11 protein-coding genes and 1 rRNA gene are annotated in these 17,433 nt (G+C 72.8%); 8 read left to right on the top strand and 4 right to left on the bottom strand.

Annotated elements, in window-relative coordinates; translation table 11 throughout:
* Positions 1 to 64: 64 nt before the first annotated feature.
* On the bottom strand, positions 65 to 1,771 hold the full coding sequence (locus tag ACIQOW_RS36070) for a carboxyl transferase domain-containing protein (RefSeq protein WP_401092074.1): 1,707 nt from the start codon (positions 1,769 to 1,771) through the stop codon (positions 65 to 67).
* Positions 1,772 to 1,902: 131 nt separating this feature from the next.
* Here ACIQOW_RS36070 and ACIQOW_RS36065 point away from each other — a divergent pair, with 131 nt between their 5' ends.
* Both ACIQOW_RS36065 and ACIQOW_RS36060 read left to right on the top strand, forming a co-directional pair.
* Positions 1,903 to 2,580, top strand: coding sequence for a TetR/AcrR family transcriptional regulator (locus ACIQOW_RS36065; RefSeq protein WP_401092073.1), 678 nt, complete (start codon positions 1,903 to 1,905; stop codon positions 2,578 to 2,580).
* A gap of 386 nt (positions 2,581 to 2,966) precedes the next feature.
* Positions 2,967 to 6,884, top strand: coding sequence for an ABC transporter transmembrane domain-containing protein (locus ACIQOW_RS36060; RefSeq protein ID WP_401092072.1), 3,918 nt, complete (start codon positions 2,967 to 2,969; stop codon positions 6,882 to 6,884).
* A 77-nt stretch (positions 6,885 to 6,961) separates the two neighbouring features.
* On the opposite strand, the gene ACIQOW_RS36055 is transcribed toward ACIQOW_RS36060, so the two are convergent.
* Entirely contained in the window at positions 6,962 to 7,960 is a 999-nt protein-coding gene (locus ACIQOW_RS36055; protein ID WP_401092071.1) for an ATP-grasp domain-containing protein, read from the bottom strand.
* A gap of 123 nt (positions 7,961 to 8,083) precedes the next feature.
* Between ACIQOW_RS36055 and ACIQOW_RS36050 the strand changes: the two genes are divergently transcribed.
* A complete protein-coding gene (locus tag ACIQOW_RS36050; RefSeq protein ID WP_188298924.1) occupies positions 8,084 to 8,617 on the top strand; it encodes an NUDIX hydrolase in 534 nt (177 codons plus the stop codon).
* A gap of 83 nt (positions 8,618 to 8,700) precedes the next feature.
* Here the strand turns inward: ACIQOW_RS36050 and ACIQOW_RS36045 are convergent, their stop codons facing one another.
* Complete coding sequence (locus ACIQOW_RS36045) at positions 8,701 to 10,053, bottom strand: hypothetical protein (protein ID WP_401092070.1); 1,353 nt, start codon at positions 10,051 to 10,053, stop codon at positions 8,701 to 8,703.
* Positions 10,054 to 10,356: 303 nt separating this feature from the next.
* Positions 10,357 to 11,463 carry an ABC transporter substrate-binding protein gene (locus ACIQOW_RS36040; protein ID WP_401092069.1) on the bottom strand — a complete coding sequence of 369 codons (1,107 nt, stop codon included), beginning with the start codon at positions 11,461 to 11,463 and terminating at the stop codon, positions 10,357 to 10,359.
* Between the two features lie 326 nt (positions 11,464 to 11,789).
* Between ACIQOW_RS36040 and ACIQOW_RS36035 the strand changes: the two genes are divergently transcribed.
* The 5 genes from ACIQOW_RS36035 to ACIQOW_RS36015 all read left to right on the top strand — a co-directional run.
* Entirely contained in the window at positions 11,790 to 13,364 is a 1,575-nt protein-coding gene (locus ACIQOW_RS36035) for an APC family permease (RefSeq protein ID WP_401092132.1), read from the top strand.
* Between the two features lie 274 nt (positions 13,365 to 13,638).
* Positions 13,639 to 14,649, top strand: a complete 1,011-nt coding sequence (trpS, locus tag ACIQOW_RS36030) for a tryptophan--tRNA ligase (protein WP_401092131.1) — start codon at positions 13,639 to 13,641, stop codon at positions 14,647 to 14,649.
* A 221-nt stretch (positions 14,650 to 14,870) separates the two neighbouring features.
* On the top strand, positions 14,871 to 15,827 hold the full coding sequence (locus ACIQOW_RS36025) for an LD-carboxypeptidase (protein ID WP_401092068.1): 957 nt from the start codon (positions 14,871 to 14,873) through the stop codon (positions 15,825 to 15,827).
* A gap of 134 nt (positions 15,828 to 15,961) precedes the next feature.
* Entirely contained in the window at positions 15,962 to 16,636 is a 675-nt protein-coding gene (locus ACIQOW_RS36020) for a nucleoside/nucleotide kinase family protein (protein WP_401092067.1), read from the top strand.
* Between the two features lie 529 nt (positions 16,637 to 17,165).
* A 16S ribosomal RNA gene (locus ACIQOW_RS36015) occupies positions 17,166 to 17,433 on the top strand; the annotation flags it as partial.

The raw sequence follows: 17,433 nt of genomic DNA, 5'->3' as shown, positions 1-17,433 counted from the left end.
GGAGTCACACCCGGAAGGGACCGGAAGGGAGGGGTCGCGGACCCAGGGGTGACACCCGGAGGCATCACATGCGGAAGACGCCGTACGGGGCGGGCGGTGCCAGCGGGGCGTTGGCACAGGCGGTGAGCGCGAGGCCGACGACGGTGCGGGTGTCCATCGGGTCGATCACACCGTCGTCCCAGAGCCGGGCGGTGGCGTAGTAGGCGTTGCCCTGGCGCTCGTACTGCTCGCGGACGGGGCGCTTGAACTCCTCCTCCGCCTCGGCCGGCCACTGCTCGCCGCGCGCCTCGAACTGGTCGCGGCGGACGGTGGCGAGGACGGAGGACGCCTGCTCGCCGCCCATCACGGAGATCTTGGCCCCCGGCCACATCCACAGGAAGCGAGGTGAGTAGGCCCGGCCGCACATCGAGTAGTTGCCGGCTCCGTAGGAGCCGCCGACCACCACGGTCAGCTTCGGGACGCGGGTGCAGGCGACGGCGTTGACCATCTTGGCGCCGTGCTTGGCGATACCGCCCGCCTCGTACTGCCGGCCGACCATGAACCCGGTGATGTTCTGGAGGAAGAGGAGGGGGATGCCCCGCTGGTCGCACAACTCGATGAAGTGGGCGCCCTTGAGGGCCGACTCGGAGAACAGCACGCCGTTGTTGGCGACGATGCCGACCGGGTGGCCGTGGATCCGGGCGAAGCCGGTGACCAGGGTCGCGCCGTACTCGGCCTTGAACTCGGCGAACCGGCTGCCGTCCACCAGGCGGGCGATCACCTCGCGCACGTCGTAGGGCGTGCGCGGGTCGACCGGCACGGCCCCGTACAGGCCCGCCGGGTCGACGGCCGGGGGCTCGACCGGGGTCAGCGGCCACGGCTTGGCCGCGCGCGGACCGAGTCCGGCGACGATCGTGCGGACGATGGAGAGGGCGTGGGCGTCGTCCTCGGCCAGGTGGTCCGTCACGCCCGAGGTGCGGGAGTGCAGGTCGCCGCCGCCCAGCTCCTCGGCGGTGACCACCTCGCCGGTGGCGGCCTTCACCAGTGGCGGACCGCCGAGGAAGATCGTGCCCTGGTCGCGGACGATCACGGCCTGGTCGCTCATCGCCGGGACGTACGCGCCGCCGGCCGTGCACGAGCCGAGCACGGCGGCGATCTGCGGGATGCCCGCGGCGGAGAGCCTGGCCTGGTTGTAGAAGATCCGGCCGAAGTGGTCGCGGTCGGGGAAGACCTCGTCCTGCATCGGGAGGAAGGCGCCGCCGGAGTCGACCAGGTAGACGCAGGGCAGCCGGTTCTCCAGTGCGACCTCCTGGGCGCGCAGGTGCTTCTTCACCGTCATCGGGTAGTAGGTGCCGCCCTTGACGGTGGCGTCGTTGGCGACCACCACCACCTCGCGCCCGGCGACCCGGCCGATGCCGGCGATCACCCCGGCCGCGGGGGCCGCGCCCTCGTACATCCCGTCGGCGGCCAGCGGGGCCAGTTCCAGGAAGGGGGAGGCCGGGTCGAGCAGGGTGTCCACCCGGTCGCGGGGCAGGAGCTTGCCGCGGGAGGCGTGCCGTGCCCGGGCCTTGGCGCCGCCGCCCAGGGCGGCCGCGTCGAGCTTCGCGCGCAGCTCGGCGACCAGGGCCCGGTGCGCCTCGGTGTTGGCGCGGTAGGCCTCGGAGCCCGGGTCGGCGGAGGTGCCGAGCCGGGGTGCCGGTGCGGCGGTCGCGGACGGTGCGGCGCCGGGCGCCGTGCCGGTCGCTGCGTTGAACCGGACACCGGTGGGTGCGCCGGTGGTTGAGATGACCATTCCCAAGAGCTCCCTTGCCCTCGGCACCAGGTGGGCGGCCGGGTGCGGTCTGCCTGGCATCGCACGTTAATTAACGTTAACTTACGCGCCCAGGTTAACGGCCGATAACCCGACTGTCTACGATGGTCGACATGTCGAACGCCCCCGCAGCCTCCGCGCTCCCACGCCGCGACCAGATCCGCCGGGAGGCCGCGAGGCTGTTCGCCGCCAGGGGTTTCCTGGGCGTGGGCGTGGACGAGATCGGCAAGGCCGTCGGGATCAGCGGCCCCGGGCTCTACCGCCACTTCGCCGGCAAGGACGCGATGCTCGCGGACCTGCTGATCGGCATCAGCGAGCGGCTGCTGGAGGAGGGGCGGCGCCGGGCGGGCGAGGGTGACGGTCCGGCTGCCGCGCTGAACGCGCTGATCGGCGGCCACGTCGACTTCGCCCTGAACGACCGCGACCTGATCACCCTGCACGACCGCGAGCTGCTGAACCTCAAGGAGGAGGACCGGCGCACCGTCCGCCGGCTCCAGCGCGGCTACGTCGAACTGTGGGTGGACGTGGTCCGGCAGGCCTACCCGCCGCTGGCCGGCCCCGCTGCCGAGCCGGTGGCGCGGGCCACCGTGCACGCCGTCTTCGGTCTGATCAACTCGACCCCGCACAGCCTCGGCCCGAACCCCGACCAGGGCGAGCGCCCGGCGCTCCAGCGCGACGGCATGGCCGCGCTGCTCCACGCCCTTGCCCACGGCGCATTCGCGGCGGCGGCCGCCTCGGTCGCCGACCCGGCCGTCGAGCCCGCCGGCGGTCCGGCGTCCGCGGGGGCCTGAATCCCGCGCCCCGCCCTGGGCCCCGGCCTCGCGCTCGCCCTGCTCCCGGACCCGTTTCCGGCGTCTGTGGCGACATCGAAGCGGAGCGATGCGCCTTGCCGGAGCCCGGAGTGAGGCCGCCGGCGGAAGCCCGTCCCGAGTCCTAGGCCCAAAGGACGGCGCCCGCCCACCCGTTGGCCGCTGGGCGCCCGGAAGGCCGTCGGCGACCCTGGAAGCGGTCGGGGGAGAGTGGCCCGCGTGGGCTCCCGGCCGGGAATCACGGCAGGCCGCAGGCTGTTGGCCAGTCCACTGGACCGGACGATCCGGGCTGCCCTGGCCCGCCCCTGACCCACCCGGGGCGGAAACGCCGTGGCGGCCACCCGACGAAATGGTTAGCATTCCTAAATATGCCTGAGACTCACGGATCCACGGTGGAGCAATCCCCGAGCGGCCCCCCGGCCCCCGGCCCGACCCCGGAGGTCCCCGTCGACAGCCCGCAGACCACCGCCGCACACACGACGCCGACCGAGCAGGCCGAGCAGGCCGAGCCGACTGATCCGGCCGAGCAGACCGAGCAGGCCGGCTGGCTGCGCCGCCTGATCGGCTACAGCTGGCGGTCCCGCCGCAGCCTGCTGCTCGCCTTCGGCGCGTCGCTCCTCGGCATGGCCGTCACCGCGCTGGTGCCGCTGGTCACCAAGCTGATCATCGACGACGTCATCGTCGCCCACACCCGTTCGCTGGCCCCCTGGGCGGTGCTGCTGCTGCTCGGCGCCCTCGTGGTCTTCGGCTGCACCCAGGTCCGCCGCTACTACGGCGGCCAGCTCGCGCTCGACGTCCAGCACGACATGCGCAGCGACCTGTTCCGCTCGCTCGGCCGGCTCGACGGCCACCGCCAGGACCGGCTGGACACCGGCCAGGTGATCGGGCGCGCGACCTCCGACCTCCAGTTGGTCAACGGCCTGCTCTCCATGCTGCCGATGATGACCGGCTACCTGCTGATGTTCGTCATGTCGCTGGTCGTGATGGTCTGGCTGTCCCCGCCGCTCACCCTGATCGCCCTGGTGATGGCCCCCGCGCTGTGGGGGGTCTCGGTGCTCAGCCGCAAGCGCCTCTTCCCCGCCACCTGGGCGGCCCAGCAGGAGGCGGCCGCCGTCGCGGGCGTGGTGGACGGTGCGATCGGTGGCGTCCGCGTGGTCAAGGGCTTCGGCCAGGAGGCGCAGGAGCTCGACAAGCTGGAGGGGGTCTCCCGCAGCCTGTTCGCCGCCCGGCTCCGCTCGATCCGGCTCAACGCCCGCTACAACCCGGCGATGCAGGCGATTCCGGCACTCGCCCAGGTCGCCGTCCTGGCCTTCGGCGGCTGGCTGGCCGTCGACGGCCGGGTCACGCTGGGGACCTTCGTCGCCTTCTCCACCTACGTCGCGCAGATGACCGGCCCGGTGCGGATGCTGACCATGGTCATCACCGTCGGCCAGCAGGCCCGGGCAGGTGTCGAGCGCGTCCTGCAACTGATCGACGAGCGCCCGCTGGTCCAGGAGCGGCCGGACGCCCGCACCCTCGACCTCGCGCACGCCGAGACCCCTGACGCCGCCCTGGAGTTCGACCGGGTCGAGTTCCGCTACGACCCCGAGCACCCCGCCCCCGTCCTGCATGGCCTCAGCCTGAGGATCGCCCCCGGCGAGACCCTCGCCCTGGTCGGTGCCTCCGGCTCGGGGAAGTCGACGGTGGCCCAGCTGGTGCCCCGCTTCTACGACCCGGCCGCCGGCGCCGTCCGCCTGTACGGCCACGATCTGCGCGACCTCACCCTGGACTCGGTCCGGGCGACGGTCGGCATCGTCCCCGAGGAGAGCTTCCTCTTCTCCGAGTCGGTGCGCACCAACATCGCCTACGGCCGCCCGGACGCCACGGACGAACAGGTGGTCGCCGCGGCACGGGCCGCCCAGGCCGACGAGTTCGTCCGCGCGCTGCCGGACGGCTACGACACCAAGGTGGGCGAGCAGGGCCTGACCCTCTCCGGCGGCCAGCGCCAGCGCGTCGCGCTGGCCCGGGCGATCCTCACCGACCCCAGGATCCTGCTGCTGGACGACGCCACCTCGGCCGTGGACCCGCAGATCGAGGCGGAGATCCACGACGCGCTGCGCTCGGTGATGGCCGGCCGCACCACGCTGCTGATCGCCCACCGCCGCTCGACCCTCCAGCTCGCCGACCGGATCGCCGTCCTGGACCGCGGCCGGCTGCTGGACCTCGGCACCCACGAGGAACTCGAAGCCCGATGTCCCCGGTACCGAGCCCTGATCACCGATCCCGAGGCCGGCACGCAGCCCACCGGGCCGCAGCCCGCTGAACCGCAAACCGCTGAACCGCAGTCCACCGAGCCGCAGTCCACCGACGGCACTCCCGCGGACGCCACGTCCGGGGCCAGGACCGCCCCCGCACCTCAGGCCACCCCCGCCCTGACCAAGGCCGCCCGCACCGCCGACCCCGACCTGCTGGCCAAGGTCGCGGCCCTCCCGCCCGCCTCGGACGTCCCGGCCGTCCCCCGCGCCGAGGCCGAGGCAGGGGACCCCGACTTCACCCTGCGCCGCCTGCTGCGCCCCTTCCGCACCCCGCTGCTCATCGCCCTCCTGCTGGTCGCCCTGGACGCGGCGGCCGGACTGGTCCTGCCGGTGCTGATCCGGCACGGCATCGACGAGGGCGTCCGCAAGGGCGTGATGGGCGGAGTCGCGGTGGCCTCGCTCACCGCACTCGTCGTGGTCCTGCTGGACTGGGTGGTGCAGGGCGCGGAGAACCGGGTCAGCGGCCGTACCGGCGAGCGCGTCCTCTACACGCTCCGGCTCAAGATCTTCGCCCACCTCAACCGGCTCGGCCTGGACTACTACGAGCGCGAGCTGACCGGCCGGATCATGACCCGGATGACCACCGACCTGGACTCGCTGACCTCCTTCCTCCAGACCGGGATGGTCACCGCGGTGGTCAGCCTGCTGACCTTCGCCGGGATCTTCGCCGCCCTGCTGATCATCGACGCCGGCCTGGCCCTGGTGGTCTTCGCCGTGCTGCCGCTGCTGGTGATCGCGACCCTGGTGTTCCGCAGGAAGTCCAGGGACCAGTACGAGCGCTCCCGCGACCTGATCAGCGCCGTCAACGCCGATCTCCAGGAGAACGTGGCCGGCATGCGGATCGTCCAGGCCTTCCGTCGCCTGGACACCAACACCGACCGCTTCGTGGCGCGCGGCATCGCGTACCGCGAGGCGCGGGTCCGCGCCCAGCTCTACATCTCGCTGTACTTCCCGTTCGTCCAGTTCCTCTCCAGCGTGGCCGCCGCGCTGGTGCTGATCGTCGGAGCCGCCCGGGTCGACGCCGGGACGCTGACGGTCGGTGCGCTGGTCGCCTACCTGCTCTACATCGACCTGTTCTTCGCGCCGGTCAACCAGCTGTCCCAGGTGTTCGACGGCTACCAGCAGGCCTCGGTGGGCCTCGGCCGCATCCGCGAGCTGCTGCGCACCCCGACCACCACCGCCGAGGCGGCCGACCCGGTCCCGGTGGCCAAGGGCCTGCGCGGCGAGATCTCCTTCGAGGGGGTCGGCTTCGCCTACAACGGCGGCGCGGACGGTGCCCCGACCGTGCTGAGCGGCGTGGACCTGCACATCCCGGCCGGGCAGACGGTGGCCCTGGTCGGGGAGACCGGCGCCGGCAAGTCGACGCTGGTGAAGCTGGTCGCCCGGTTCTACGACGCGACGGAGGGCACCGTCCGGGTGGACGGGGTCGACCTCACCCGCTACGACCTGGCGCAGTACCGCCACCGGCTGGGCGTGGTGCCGCAGGAGGCGTACCTGTTCGCGGGCACGGTCCGCGAGGCGATCGCGTACGGCCGGCCGGACGCCTCGGCGGCCGAGGTGGAGGCGGCGGCCAGGGCGGTCGGCGCGCACGACATGATCGTCCGGCTCTCGGGCGGCTACGACCACGAGGTGGCCGGCCGCGGGCGCAACCTCTCGGCGGGCCAGCGCCAGCTGATCGCGCTGGCCCGGGCCGAACTGGTCGACCCGGACATCCTGCTGCTCGACGAGGCCACCGCGGCGCTCGACCTGGCCACCGAGGCGGTGGTCAACCAGGCCGCGGACCGGCTCAGCGGCGGCCGGACGACCCTGGTCATCGCCCACCGGCTGACCACCGCCGAGCGTGCCGACCGGGTGGTCGTGCTGGACCACGGCCGGGTGGTCGAGGACGGCACCCACACCGAACTGCTCGCCCGGAGCGGCACCTACGCCCGGCTCTGGCAGGCGTTCATCGCCGACGGCCACCCGGCGGCGGAGGCCGTCGCCGCCGGATAGCGCGGGCCCGCGCGGAACTCCACTCGCCCGTAAGCCGCCTGGCGGGCCGTCATCCCGGGTTCGTCATTCCGGGTCCGTCAGGCGGCGATCAGCGACGCCAGCAGCCCCGAGGCGTCGATCCCGCGCGGCAGGTCGCTCACCTGCCCGTCCCCGACCTCGACCACCCGCCAGCCGGAGCCGTCCGCCCGGCTGGCGAGGTCGGTGGTGACGAAGCGGCAGCCGAGCCTGCGCACCAGCGCCCGGACGTCGGTGAGGTCGGGCTCGACGGCCTGGCGCGGGGCGTCCGGGTGCGGTCCGACCAGGACGGGCCGGCCGTCCAGCCACCACACCCGGGCCTCCACGGCCCGCCCGCCGGCATCCGGCGCGCCGCCGTCCGCGCGCACCACCCCGGTCCCACCGTTCGCGCCGGCCCCGACAGCTCCATCAGCCGCGCCACTCGCGCCGACCGGGCCCTCCGTCGAAGCGTCCGTGCCCTCGAACTCCTCGTACCGCCGCAGCACCACGCCGCCCGCCAGGAACTCGCCCTGCAGTTCGACGAACCGTTCCACCACCCGGCCGACGGCCGTCAGGTCGGCCAACTCGGGTACGTAGCAGGCCTCGTGCCACTCGTGCTTGCGCGACTTCACGTAGTCCTTGACGATCGCGGGCCCGTGCCCGCCGAGCCGGGCCGCGGCCTCCGCCAGCTCCTCCGGCCCGGGTACCACCGGCCCGTCGGACGGGATCCACGTACTGGCCGGGGTGGCGCCCTCGAACACGTCGTACCAGCCCGGCAGTTCATGGGCCACCGTGTAACCGGGCGCGCTGGTCAGCAGGTTGCCGCCGCGGGCGCTGAGCGCGGCGGCGAAGTCGGCGTACCGGGCGGAGGGCAGCATCCAACCCCGGTACCAGAGTGGGCCGCTGTCCCGCGGCACCCGCCGGACCGCCTCCTCGGCCGGACCGGCGAGCAGCACGTCGTGGTCGACCAGGTGGTGCTCGCCGCCCAGCTCCCGCACCATCCTGGCCTCCCAGGCGAAGTGCGGGTCGGGCCGGCGCGGGTTGAGCGGATCGGCGGGGAAGATGATCGCTGGTACGGGCATGGCCGTCAGGGTACGGCCGACGGGCGGGCCCCGCGTCCGGCACGACGGGCCCGCCGGCGCAAGCACCCGACCGGAGTGCCGAAACCGCTCGACGCCCCGGACGGCCACTGCGAGAGTGACCCGATGCGAAATCTGCTGCGACCCCACAAGCGCAAGCCGAGGCAGGCCGCCCGCACGGTGGTCCTGGATGAGAACGGCTCGGTCTTCCTGCTCCGCTCGGACAACGACGAGGTCGGCGTGCACTGGACCATGCCGGGCGGCGGACTGGAGCCGGGCGAGACCCCGTGGGAGGGCGCCCGCCGAGAGCTGTGGGAGGAGACCGGCTGGAGCGACCTCGAACCCGGCCCGCTGCTCTGCACCTGGGAGCACGACTTCACCTGGCACGGCACCCCGGTCCGCCAGCACGAGCACATCTACCTCGCCGGCGGACCGCACCGGGGCCCGGTCGGCGACGTCAGCGCGGTGCACGCCGTCGACCGGATCCTGGACTGGCGCTGGTGGACCCCGGCCGACCTGGCCGACGAGAACGCCGACGCCCTCTGGCCGCCCGCGCTGCCGGAACTGCTGGACGCGGTCCGCCCCGGCTGGGCCGTGGACGGGCGGCCGCCGGTGCCCGTCGACCTCGGGTACGTTCCGAACGCCCCGGCCGCCCGTTAGGCCCCGGGCCCGCCGGACTCTTCAGCCCCGCCAGGCCCGCCAGACCCGCGCTCCCCATCGCTGAACGGCGCCGGACGGCGCGGCTACGGGCGCCCGCCGCGCCGGGGCCGCCCGGCGGGACCGGACTCCCAGCCGTGCAGTTCCAGCTCCCGGTCGTGCAGTGCGCCGGGATTCATCAGCACCGTCAGCCGGGCGTCGGCCAGCTGCCCGAAGCCGAGCCCGGTCGCGGACAGCAGCAGCTCGGTCGACACCGAGACGGCGATGGCGGGACGCCAGGAGGGCAGCACCACCAGGCAGGTGCCGCGGCCGACCCTGATCGGCCGGGCCGCCACCCGGACCGGTGCGCGCTCCTCCGGCCGGCCGAGGGCGTCGGCCTGTCCGGGGCTGCCGCCGATCAGGATGCCGAGCTGCGGTTCGGCCCACCGGGTCCCCGCGGTGGATTCGACGGCGGCGGGGCCGACTGCTGCTGAGTCGGTCGTGGCGGGGCTCGATCCGGTGGCGGGGGCGGTCACACCGAAGGACCCGGTGCCCGTCGCGGACGGCGGCACCTGCGCCGCCGCTACCACCGCGCCGGTGGTGGGTTCAGCCGTCCCCGCCGTACCGGCGGATCCGTCCGTCCACCCGGCAGCGTCCGGCAGGCCCGCCCCGGTCGGGTCGGTCGCGGCCGTCTCCCGTGCGGTCGCCCCCTGCCCGGTCCGGGCGGCCTGCGGGTGCATCCGGCGCAGCCGCCGCGAGGGTGACGGTCGTCGGGACCCCAGGATCCGCTGGTCTTCGCGCCCCGTCCGGGGCTTCGGTACGGACGGTCCGCCCTCCGGCGGGGCGTCGGCGGGCCGGAACCGGACGAACCCGTCCTCGGCCTCGCTTCCGGCCCGGCCGTCGACATCGACATCGACGATGACGGCGTCGGAGGAGGGGCCGTCGGGCGCGGCCGGACCGTCCTCGGCAGCCGCGTCCAGGCCGAGCAGCACCCGTACCTCCGCGAGCGGCCGCCGGCACGCCTGCGCGAGCTCGGCGACGGAGCGGCCCTGGGCGTGTGCGGCCCGCAGCCGGTCGGCGAACGCCGCCCGCAGACGCGTCGTGGTCGGATCGCCGCCCGCCTCCGGGTCGTCCGTCTCCGGGTCGTCCGCCTCCGGGCCGGGCGCAGACGGGCCCGCTGCCTCCACGTCATTGCGGCTGCGTGGCTGCGGCACCGAGTCGTGGCGCGAGGCGCAGCCCTGGCGGGCAGCCCCGTCCGGAGTGCCCGGCGTGGTGGCACCGGGTTCGGCGGCGGTCGCGATCGAACACATCGGGACGGCCGGGACCATCGGGACGGTCGGGATCGCCGGGGCCATCGGGTCGGGCGGGCCGGGTACGGCGTGCGGGGGCGAGGATCCGGCGGCGTCCCGGGGCGGGCCGGGCAGGGAGGGATCGGTTGCGGCAGGGTGGAGCGAGGTCATCTGCGGGCCCTTCGGGGAACGGTCCCGACGATCCTCCCGCACCACGCGATCAGCTCCAAGCGTCCGACCCGATGGTGTGCGCGATACCACCGCGACACCCCCGCAGGACCGCCGCGGAATCACCGTGGAATCACCGCGGGACCGCCCAAGACCGCGCCGGGCGAACACCGTTGCCGTACGGACGGAAGGACGCCCCGCGTCCCGCGAGGACCCGCCCCGGACCCGCGCTCCCAGGCCCGCTCCAGGCCCGCTCGCGACCTGCCCGGGCCCGGCCCCGATCAGCCCCGGGCCCGCCGGGCCGGCTCAACTCCCGGGCGCGACGAACCCCTTGAGGTCGGCGAGCACCGCGTTCGCCGCCATGACGCCGAGCCCGAGGAACCAGGTCTCGTCCGAAACCGGTCGCGCCTGACCGGACTTGACCGCGCCGAGCGTCTTCCAGAGCGCGCCACCCAGCACGGTGTCCTGGTTGGTGGAGCTGGGGCTGCCGTACACGCCGTAGAAGATCCAGTCGGCGTCCGCCTTGTCGATCTGCTCCGGGCTGACCTCCACCGCGAGTTCCTTGACCTGCTCGATCCCGGGCTGCGGCAGCGGCACGTCGGTGAGGATGGTGCCGATGAAGGAGAGCTCGGCGTAGAGCCGGGTCCGGCCCGGCATGAAGCGCAGCGGTGTGATGGTGGGCCGCTTGTCGCCGAGCTTCGCGCCGATCGCCGCGGCAGCCGCCTGGTACGCGTCGAGCTGCGCCTTGGCCTCGGTCTCCAGGCCGAACGCGCTCGCGTTGAGCAGGAAGTTCTGCTTCCACGGGTAGCCGGGGCGCAGCGAGAAGACGGTCGGTGCGATCTTGGACAGCTGGGCGTACTGGTCCTGGGCGCGCAGCTGGCTGCCGAGGATCAGGTCCGGCTTGAGCGCGGCGATCGCCTCCAGGTTGAGGCTGTTGATGGTGCCGACGGCGGCCGGGCTGCCGGCCTTGTCCTTGAGGTAGGACGGCAGGGACTTGGAAGCGTCGGCGTGGACGATGCCGACGGGCTGGATGCCGAGGGCGACGACGTTGTCGAGCTCGCCGGTGTCCAGCACCACGACCCGGGTGGGCCTGGCCGGGAGGACGGTCTCGCCCATCGCGTGCCTGAGGGTGCGCGGGTAGACGCCGGGGGCGGCGTCGGTGCCGAAGCCCTTCATCTTCTCGATCACGGTGGCGTAGTCGTCGCCACCCTGCTTGACGGACTTCTGGTCCGGGGAGGAGCCGCCGGCGGCCGGGGTCGAACCGCCGCTGCCGCCCGATCCGCCCGAGCTGCCGCAGGCGGTGAGCAGTCCGCCGAGGCCGAGCACCACGCTGCCGGCGATCCCCGCGGTGAGGAACCGGCGGCGGCCGGGGGTGCGGGTGGAGGGGGCCAGGTCGTCGGAGGTGGGGGGCACGCGACGCTCCTTTTCACGATCGAAATTAGGTTAGGCAAACCTATCCGATGTGGGAGTGGCGGGGTCGCGGCCCACTCGTCCCGGGGGGTCAAACCGTGTCAAACCTTGGCAAACAGGAGAAATTTCCTTGGCTCAAGTCCTTGGAAACAAAGGTACATGGGGTTAACAAGCCGTTAATACATCAGCCCTGTTGCCCTTGGTGGGAACGAATCGAAGCAAGTGGTTTAGATCACCAAGGGTTGGTCTACTCAACCTTCCATGCCCCCATCTAGGGTGCGCTGGTGTTTGATCAGCAGCTCTCAGAGCACACGAGCAGTGGCCGGGCAATGGCGCCCGGCGCTCCGCAGGGTGCCCCGGTCAGTGGCATCAGTGGTGGAGTCCCCGGTGATCAGGGGACCGCTGGGGGAGCGGGAGACAAGGGTCTACGGGGCGGTTCCGTCGGCCTGCTGAGCAGCGTGGTGCTGGGCGTCTCGACGGTCGCCCCGGTCTACTGCCTGACCGCGACGCTCGGCCCGACCGTCACCGCGGTCGGCGTGCAGATGCCCGCGGTGTTCCTGGCGGGCTTCCTGCCGATGCTGCTCGTCGCGTTCGCGTACAAGGAGCTGAACAAGGACTTCCCGGACTGCGGCACGTCCTTCACCTGGGGCGTCCGGGCCTTCGGCCCCCGGGTCGGCTGGATGGCCGGCTGGGGCCTGACGGTGGCGACCATCATCGTCCTCTCCAACCTGGCCGGGGTCGCGACCGACTTCCTGTACCTGATGCTCGGGGAGATGACCGGCAGCAGCTGGGTCACCGAACTCGACCAGAACAAGGCCGTCCACCTGCTCACCGTGGTCCTGCTGATCGCCGGCGCCACCGCGATGAGCTACCGGGGGATGACCGCCACCAAGTGGTTCCAGTACAGCCTGGTCGGCCTCCAGCTGGCCGTGCTGGTGCTGTTCTCCGCCATCGCCATCGGCAAGGCCGTGACCGGCGACCTGCCCGACTCGGTCGGCTTCTCGTTCTCCTGGCTCAACCCGCTGGAGGTCAGCTCGTTCAGCGCGTTCACCGCCGGACTGTCGCTGTCGATCTTCATGTACTGGGGCTGGGACACCTGCCTGACCATGAACGAGGAGACCCAGGGCAGCGCCAAGACCCCCGGCCGCGCCGCGATGATCTCCATGGTCACCCTGGTCGGCTCGTACCTGCTGGTCGCGATCGCCTCCCAGATGTTCGCGGGCGTCGGCAGCACCGGCAACGGCCTCGGCAATCCGGCCACCGCGGACAACGTCTTCGCCGCGCTGGCCCGCCCGGTGCTCGGCTCGCCGTGGAGCATCCTGCTCTTCCTGGCCGTCGTCGCCAGCGCCGCTGCCAGCCTCCAGACCACCTTCATCCCGGTGGCCCGCACCCTGCTCGCGATGAGCGCCTACCGCGCCGTGCCGCCGCGCTTCGGCGCCGTCCACCCGCGCTTCCGCACCCCCGGCTACGCCACCGTCGCGGCCGGCATCGCCACCGCCGTCTTCTACGTCGGCATGAGCCTGATCAGCGAGAACGTCGTCCAGGACACCATCCTGGCGCTCGGCCTGATGATCTGCTTCTACTACGCGCTGACCGCCTTCGCCTGCGTCTGGTACTTCCGCCGCTCGCTGCGCACCAGCGTGCGCGACCTGCTGCTCAAGGGCGTCGCGCCGCTCCTCGGCGGCGTGCTGCTCAGCGCGGTCTTCCTCCAGACCCTCACCGACGCCTGGGCCCCCGACTACGGCAGCGGGTCGGTCTTCGGCATCGGTTCGGTCTTCGTGATCGGCGTCGGCATCCTGCTGCTCGGCGCGGGCCTGATGACCTGGTACGGCGTCATCCGACCGGAGTTCTTCCGCGGCGAGACGCTGACCAAGGACACCCAGGCGCTGGTCGTGGAGGACTGACGCCGTTACCCTCGGGTCCATGAAGCGCTTCACGGGCCTGTGCTGGTGGCCGTCCTAGGACGGCCACCCCACTCGCCTGAGCAGGGCCGTCCGGAACGGACGGCCCTGCTGCGTTTCCACCGCTCACCGCAGGACGGGCCCCTTGCCCCGGACGGCCGCCACCACCGCCGTACCGAGGAGAGAGACCTTGACCACCGAGACCGCCGCCGCCACTGCCGCTGCCATCGCCGCCGCCGTTCCCGCCGGTGCCCCCGTTCCCGCCGCGGCCACGTCCGTGCCGTCCGACGACCCGACCGCCCACCGTGTCCTCACCGGGGACCGCCCCACCGGGCCGCTGCACCTCGGCCACTACTTCGGCACCCTGCGCAACCGCGTCCGGCTCCAGGACCAAGGCGTCGAGATGTTCGTCGTGGTCGCCGACTACCAGGTCATCACCGACCGCGACCTCGCCGACCGGCTCGCCGAGCACACCGAGAACCTCGTCCTCGACTACCTCGCCGCCGGCCTCGACCCCGAGCGGGCGACGATCTTCCCGCACAGCGCCGTCCCCGCCCTCAACCAGCTGCTGCTCCCCTTCCTCAGCCTGGTCAGCGTCGCCGAACTCGGCCGCAACCCCACCGTCAAGGACGAGATCGCCCACTCCCGGCAGTCCGCGGTCAGCGGGCTGATGTTCACCTACCCCGTCCACCAGGCCGCCGACATCCTCTTCTGCAAGGCCGACCTGGTCCCCGTCGGCCAGGACCAGCTGCCCCACCTCGAAGTCGCCCGCACCGTCGCCCGCCGCTTCAACGAGCGTTACCCGCACGCCGACGGCAGCGCCGTCTTCCCCCGCCCGGAGGCCCTGCTCTCCGACGCCCCGATGGTGCTCGGCACCGACGGCGGGAAGATGAGCAAGAGCCGGGGCAACGCCGTCGCGCTCGGCGCCACCGAGGACGAGACCGCCCGGATCATCCGTGGCGCCAGGACCGACGCCGACCGCCGGATCGACTACGACCCGGCCAACCGGCCCGGGGTGGCCGGCCTCGTCCTGCTCGCCGCGCTCTGCCAGGACCGTGCCCCCGAGGCAGTCGCCGAGGAGATCGGCGACGGCGGCGCCGCCGCGCTCAAGCGCACCGTCACCGAGTCCGTCAACGAGTTCCTCCGCCCGATGCGGGCCCGCCGGGCCGAGTTCGCCGCCGACCGCGGCCACCTGCGGCAGGTCCTGCGCGACGGCGCCGAACGCGCCGACGCCGTCGCGGAGGCCACCCTCGCCGAGGTCCGGGAGGTGATGGGGGCGGCGATCTGAGGAGCGCCCGCCGGCCGGAACCTGCCGGCGGCCGCGGATGTCCGTCCGCGCCCTCCGTCGGGTCCGTCCCGGCCGTGGACCGCGTCCGGCAGGCATCGGCGTCCGGAGGACATCGGGCCGGTGGACATCGGCCGGCCGACACGGGGCATATCGTCACCGGGCGGTCGCCACCGGCGCGGCCGCCCGTACCCCGTTCCCGCGCCCGAAAGGCGGCCCGGCCCATGGACCAGCACCCGACCACACCCGGCCAGGGGCTGACCCGCCCGCCGCACCTGCGCCCCGGCGACCACATCGCCGTCGTCGCCCCCAGCGGCCCCATCGACGCCGAACGCCTCAGCGCCGGCTGCGCGATCCTCCGCTCCTGGGGGCTGCGCGTCACCGTCGCCCCGCACGTCCTCGACACCCACCCCGCCCTCGGCTACCTGGCCGGCACCGACGCCGACCGCGCCGCCGACCTCCGGTCCGCCTGGCTCGACCCCACCGTCGACGCCGTCATGTGCGCCCGCGGCGGATACGGCGTGCACCGCATGGTCGACCTGCTCGACTGGACCGCGATGCGCGCGGCGCGGCCCAAACCCTTCATCGGCTTCAGCGACGTCAGTTCCCTGCACGAGGCCTTCGCCCAGTGCCTCGGCCTCGCCACCCTGTACGGACCGATGGCCGCCGGGGCCACCTTCGTCGACGACGGTCCGACCGCCGAGCACCTGCGCCGCACCCTCTTCGACCCCGCGTCCACCACCGTCCTCACCTCGCCCACCGCCGCCCCGCTCGTCCCCGGCCGGGCCCGCGGGGTCACGGCCGGAGGCTGCCTCCACGTCCTCACCGCCGAGCGCGGCACGCCGGCCGCCCGCCCCTCGTTCGCGGGCAGCGTCCTGGTGCTCGAAGACGTGCACGAGCACCCCTACCAACTGGACCGGCTGCTCACCCAGCTCCGGCGCTCCGGCGCCCTCGACGGCGTGGCCGGCATAGCCCTCGGCTCCTGGGAGGGCTGCGGACGGCCCGAACGGGTCCGCGCGGTGATGCTCGACCGGCTCGGCGGGCTCGGCATCCCCGTGCTCTGGGAGCTGGGCTTCGGCCACTGCCCGTCCACCCTCACCGTGCCGCTCGGCGTTCCCGCCCTGCTCGACGCCGATGCCGGCACCCTCACCCTGGACCTGCCCGCCCTGGCCGACCGCTGAGCCGTCCCGATCCGGAGCGCCCGGAGCGTGCCCGGCCGAGCAGGGCGTGCGCAGGGCGAAGCACGTGCCGGGCAGAGCGCGCGCTGAGCAGGGTGTGCGCTGAGCAGGGTGTGCGCGCTGAGTAGGGTGCGGCCATGAACGAGGACCGCCTCACCGCCCTTGCCCTCGGCTTCCTCCACGGCCCGGGAAGCAACGCCCGTACGATCCTCGGACTCGCCGGCCCGCCCGGCGCCGGCAAGTCAACCCTGGCCCGCCACCTGGTCGCCGAGGTCGAGCGCGCCGAGGGCCCCGGCACCGCCGCCTACGTTCCGCTGGACGGCTTCCACCTCTCCGGCACCCAGCTCGACCGCCTCGGCCTGACCCACCGCAAGGGCGCCCCCGCCACCTTCGACGCCCACGGGTACGTCGCCCTGCTGCGCCGCATCGCCGGCGACCGCTTCCAGGACATCTACGTCCCGGACTTCGACCGCACCCTGGACGAACCGGTCGCCGCCCGCCACGTCGTCCGCCCGCACACCCGCCTCGTCATCACCGAGGGCAACTACCTCGCCTCCGCCGACGCCCCCTGGCCGGACGCCCGCCGACTGCTGCACGAACTCTGGTACGTGCACACCGACGACACCGTTCGGGAGGAGCGCCTGCTCCGCCGCCACCGTGACGGCGGCCGCGACGAGACCACCGCCCGCCACTGGGTCACCGGCAACGACCACCCCAACGGCGAGTACGTGAAGCCCGGCCGGGCGCTCTGCACCAGGACCGTCTCCGGGACGGGTTTGCCTCCGGCGCCGGACAGGGGTAGTGTTTTCTAGTCGCTCGACAGGGAGCACCGGACACGCGTTTGCGCGGACGGTCCCGGAGCGGCCAATCCTTTGAATCACCACTTCCGGTTCGTGCCGGTCGTTTCGCTTTTCCGCGTGACGGCCTGGGGCATATTCGGCGTGCGCGTTTTATCGGATTGCGGCCGGATTCGCTTTTCGGAGCGGGGATCGGCTAGAGTTTGGAACGTCGGACAGGGCGTCAAAGCCTCGAAGACACCGGCGAGTTGGATGAACGAAGCCCCGGAAACGGAGCGGAAAACATCTGATAAGCTTGAAACACGAAAGAACGAAGCCCGGAGGGCCTGCTGGAAGGCAGTCCGAAGGAAGCGTCCGTTCCTTGAGAACTCAACAGCGTGCCAAAAGTCAACGCCAGATATGTTGACATCCCCGGCCTCAGGTTTCCTGGGGTTGGAGATTCCTTTTGAAACAAACACTAGCGAGGACGCAGTGCGCGGGATCACCCTATTCCGGTGGTTGCCGTGCCGCTCAACGCGAGTGTGGACCCGACTACGGGTAAACATTCACGGAGAGTTTGATCCTGGCTCAGGACGAACGCTGGCGGCGTGCTTAACACATGCAAGTCGAACGGTGAAGCCCTTCGGGGTGGATCAGTGGCGAACGGGTGAGTAACACGTGGGCAATCTGCCCTGCACTCTGGGACAAGCCCTGGAAACGGGGTCTAATACCGGATATGACCTTCCTCTGCATGGGGGTTGGTGGAAAGCTCCGGCGGTGCAGGATGAGCCCGCGGCCTATCAGCTTGTTGGTGGGGTAATGGCCTACCAAGG

The sequence above is a fragment of the Kitasatospora sp. NPDC091335 genome (genome assembly GCF_044757205.1).
Lineage (GTDB): Bacteria > Actinomycetota > Actinomycetes > Streptomycetales > Streptomycetaceae > Kitasatospora.
This window is presented reverse-complemented; position numbering and strand designations above follow the sequence as displayed.

Bases quoted from the DNA above. Each gene is read 5' to 3' on its own strand.
- ACIQOW_RS36050 (WP_188298924.1), top strand. From the start codon at position 8,084: ATGCGAAATCTGCTGCGACCCCACAAGCGCAAGCCGAGGCAGGCCGCC.
- ACIQOW_RS36025 (WP_401092068.1), top strand. From the start codon at position 14,871: ATGGACCAGCACCCGACCACACCCGGCCAGGGGCTGACCCGCCCGCCG.
- ACIQOW_RS36020 (WP_401092067.1), top strand. From the start codon at position 15,962: ATGAACGAGGACCGCCTCACCGCCCTTGCCCTCGGCTTCCTCCACGGC.
- ACIQOW_RS36035 (WP_401092132.1), top strand. From the start codon at position 11,790: ATGGCGCCCGGCGCTCCGCAGGGTGCCCCGGTCAGTGGCATCAGTGGT.
- ACIQOW_RS36065 (WP_401092073.1), top strand. From the start codon at position 1,903: ATGTCGAACGCCCCCGCAGCCTCCGCGCTCCCACGCCGCGACCAGATC.
- ACIQOW_RS36045 (WP_401092070.1), bottom strand. From the start codon at position 10,053: ATGACCTCGCTCCACCCTGCCGCAACCGATCCCTCCCTGCCCGGCCCG.
- ACIQOW_RS36060 (WP_401092072.1), top strand. From the start codon at position 2,967: ATGCCTGAGACTCACGGATCCACGGTGGAGCAATCCCCGAGCGGCCCC.
- ACIQOW_RS36070 (WP_401092074.1), bottom strand. From the start codon at position 1,771: ATGGTCATCTCAACCACCGGCGCACCCACCGGTGTCCGGTTCAACGCA.
- ACIQOW_RS36055 (WP_401092071.1), bottom strand. From the start codon at position 7,960: ATGCCCGTACCAGCGATCATCTTCCCCGCCGATCCGCTCAACCCGCGC.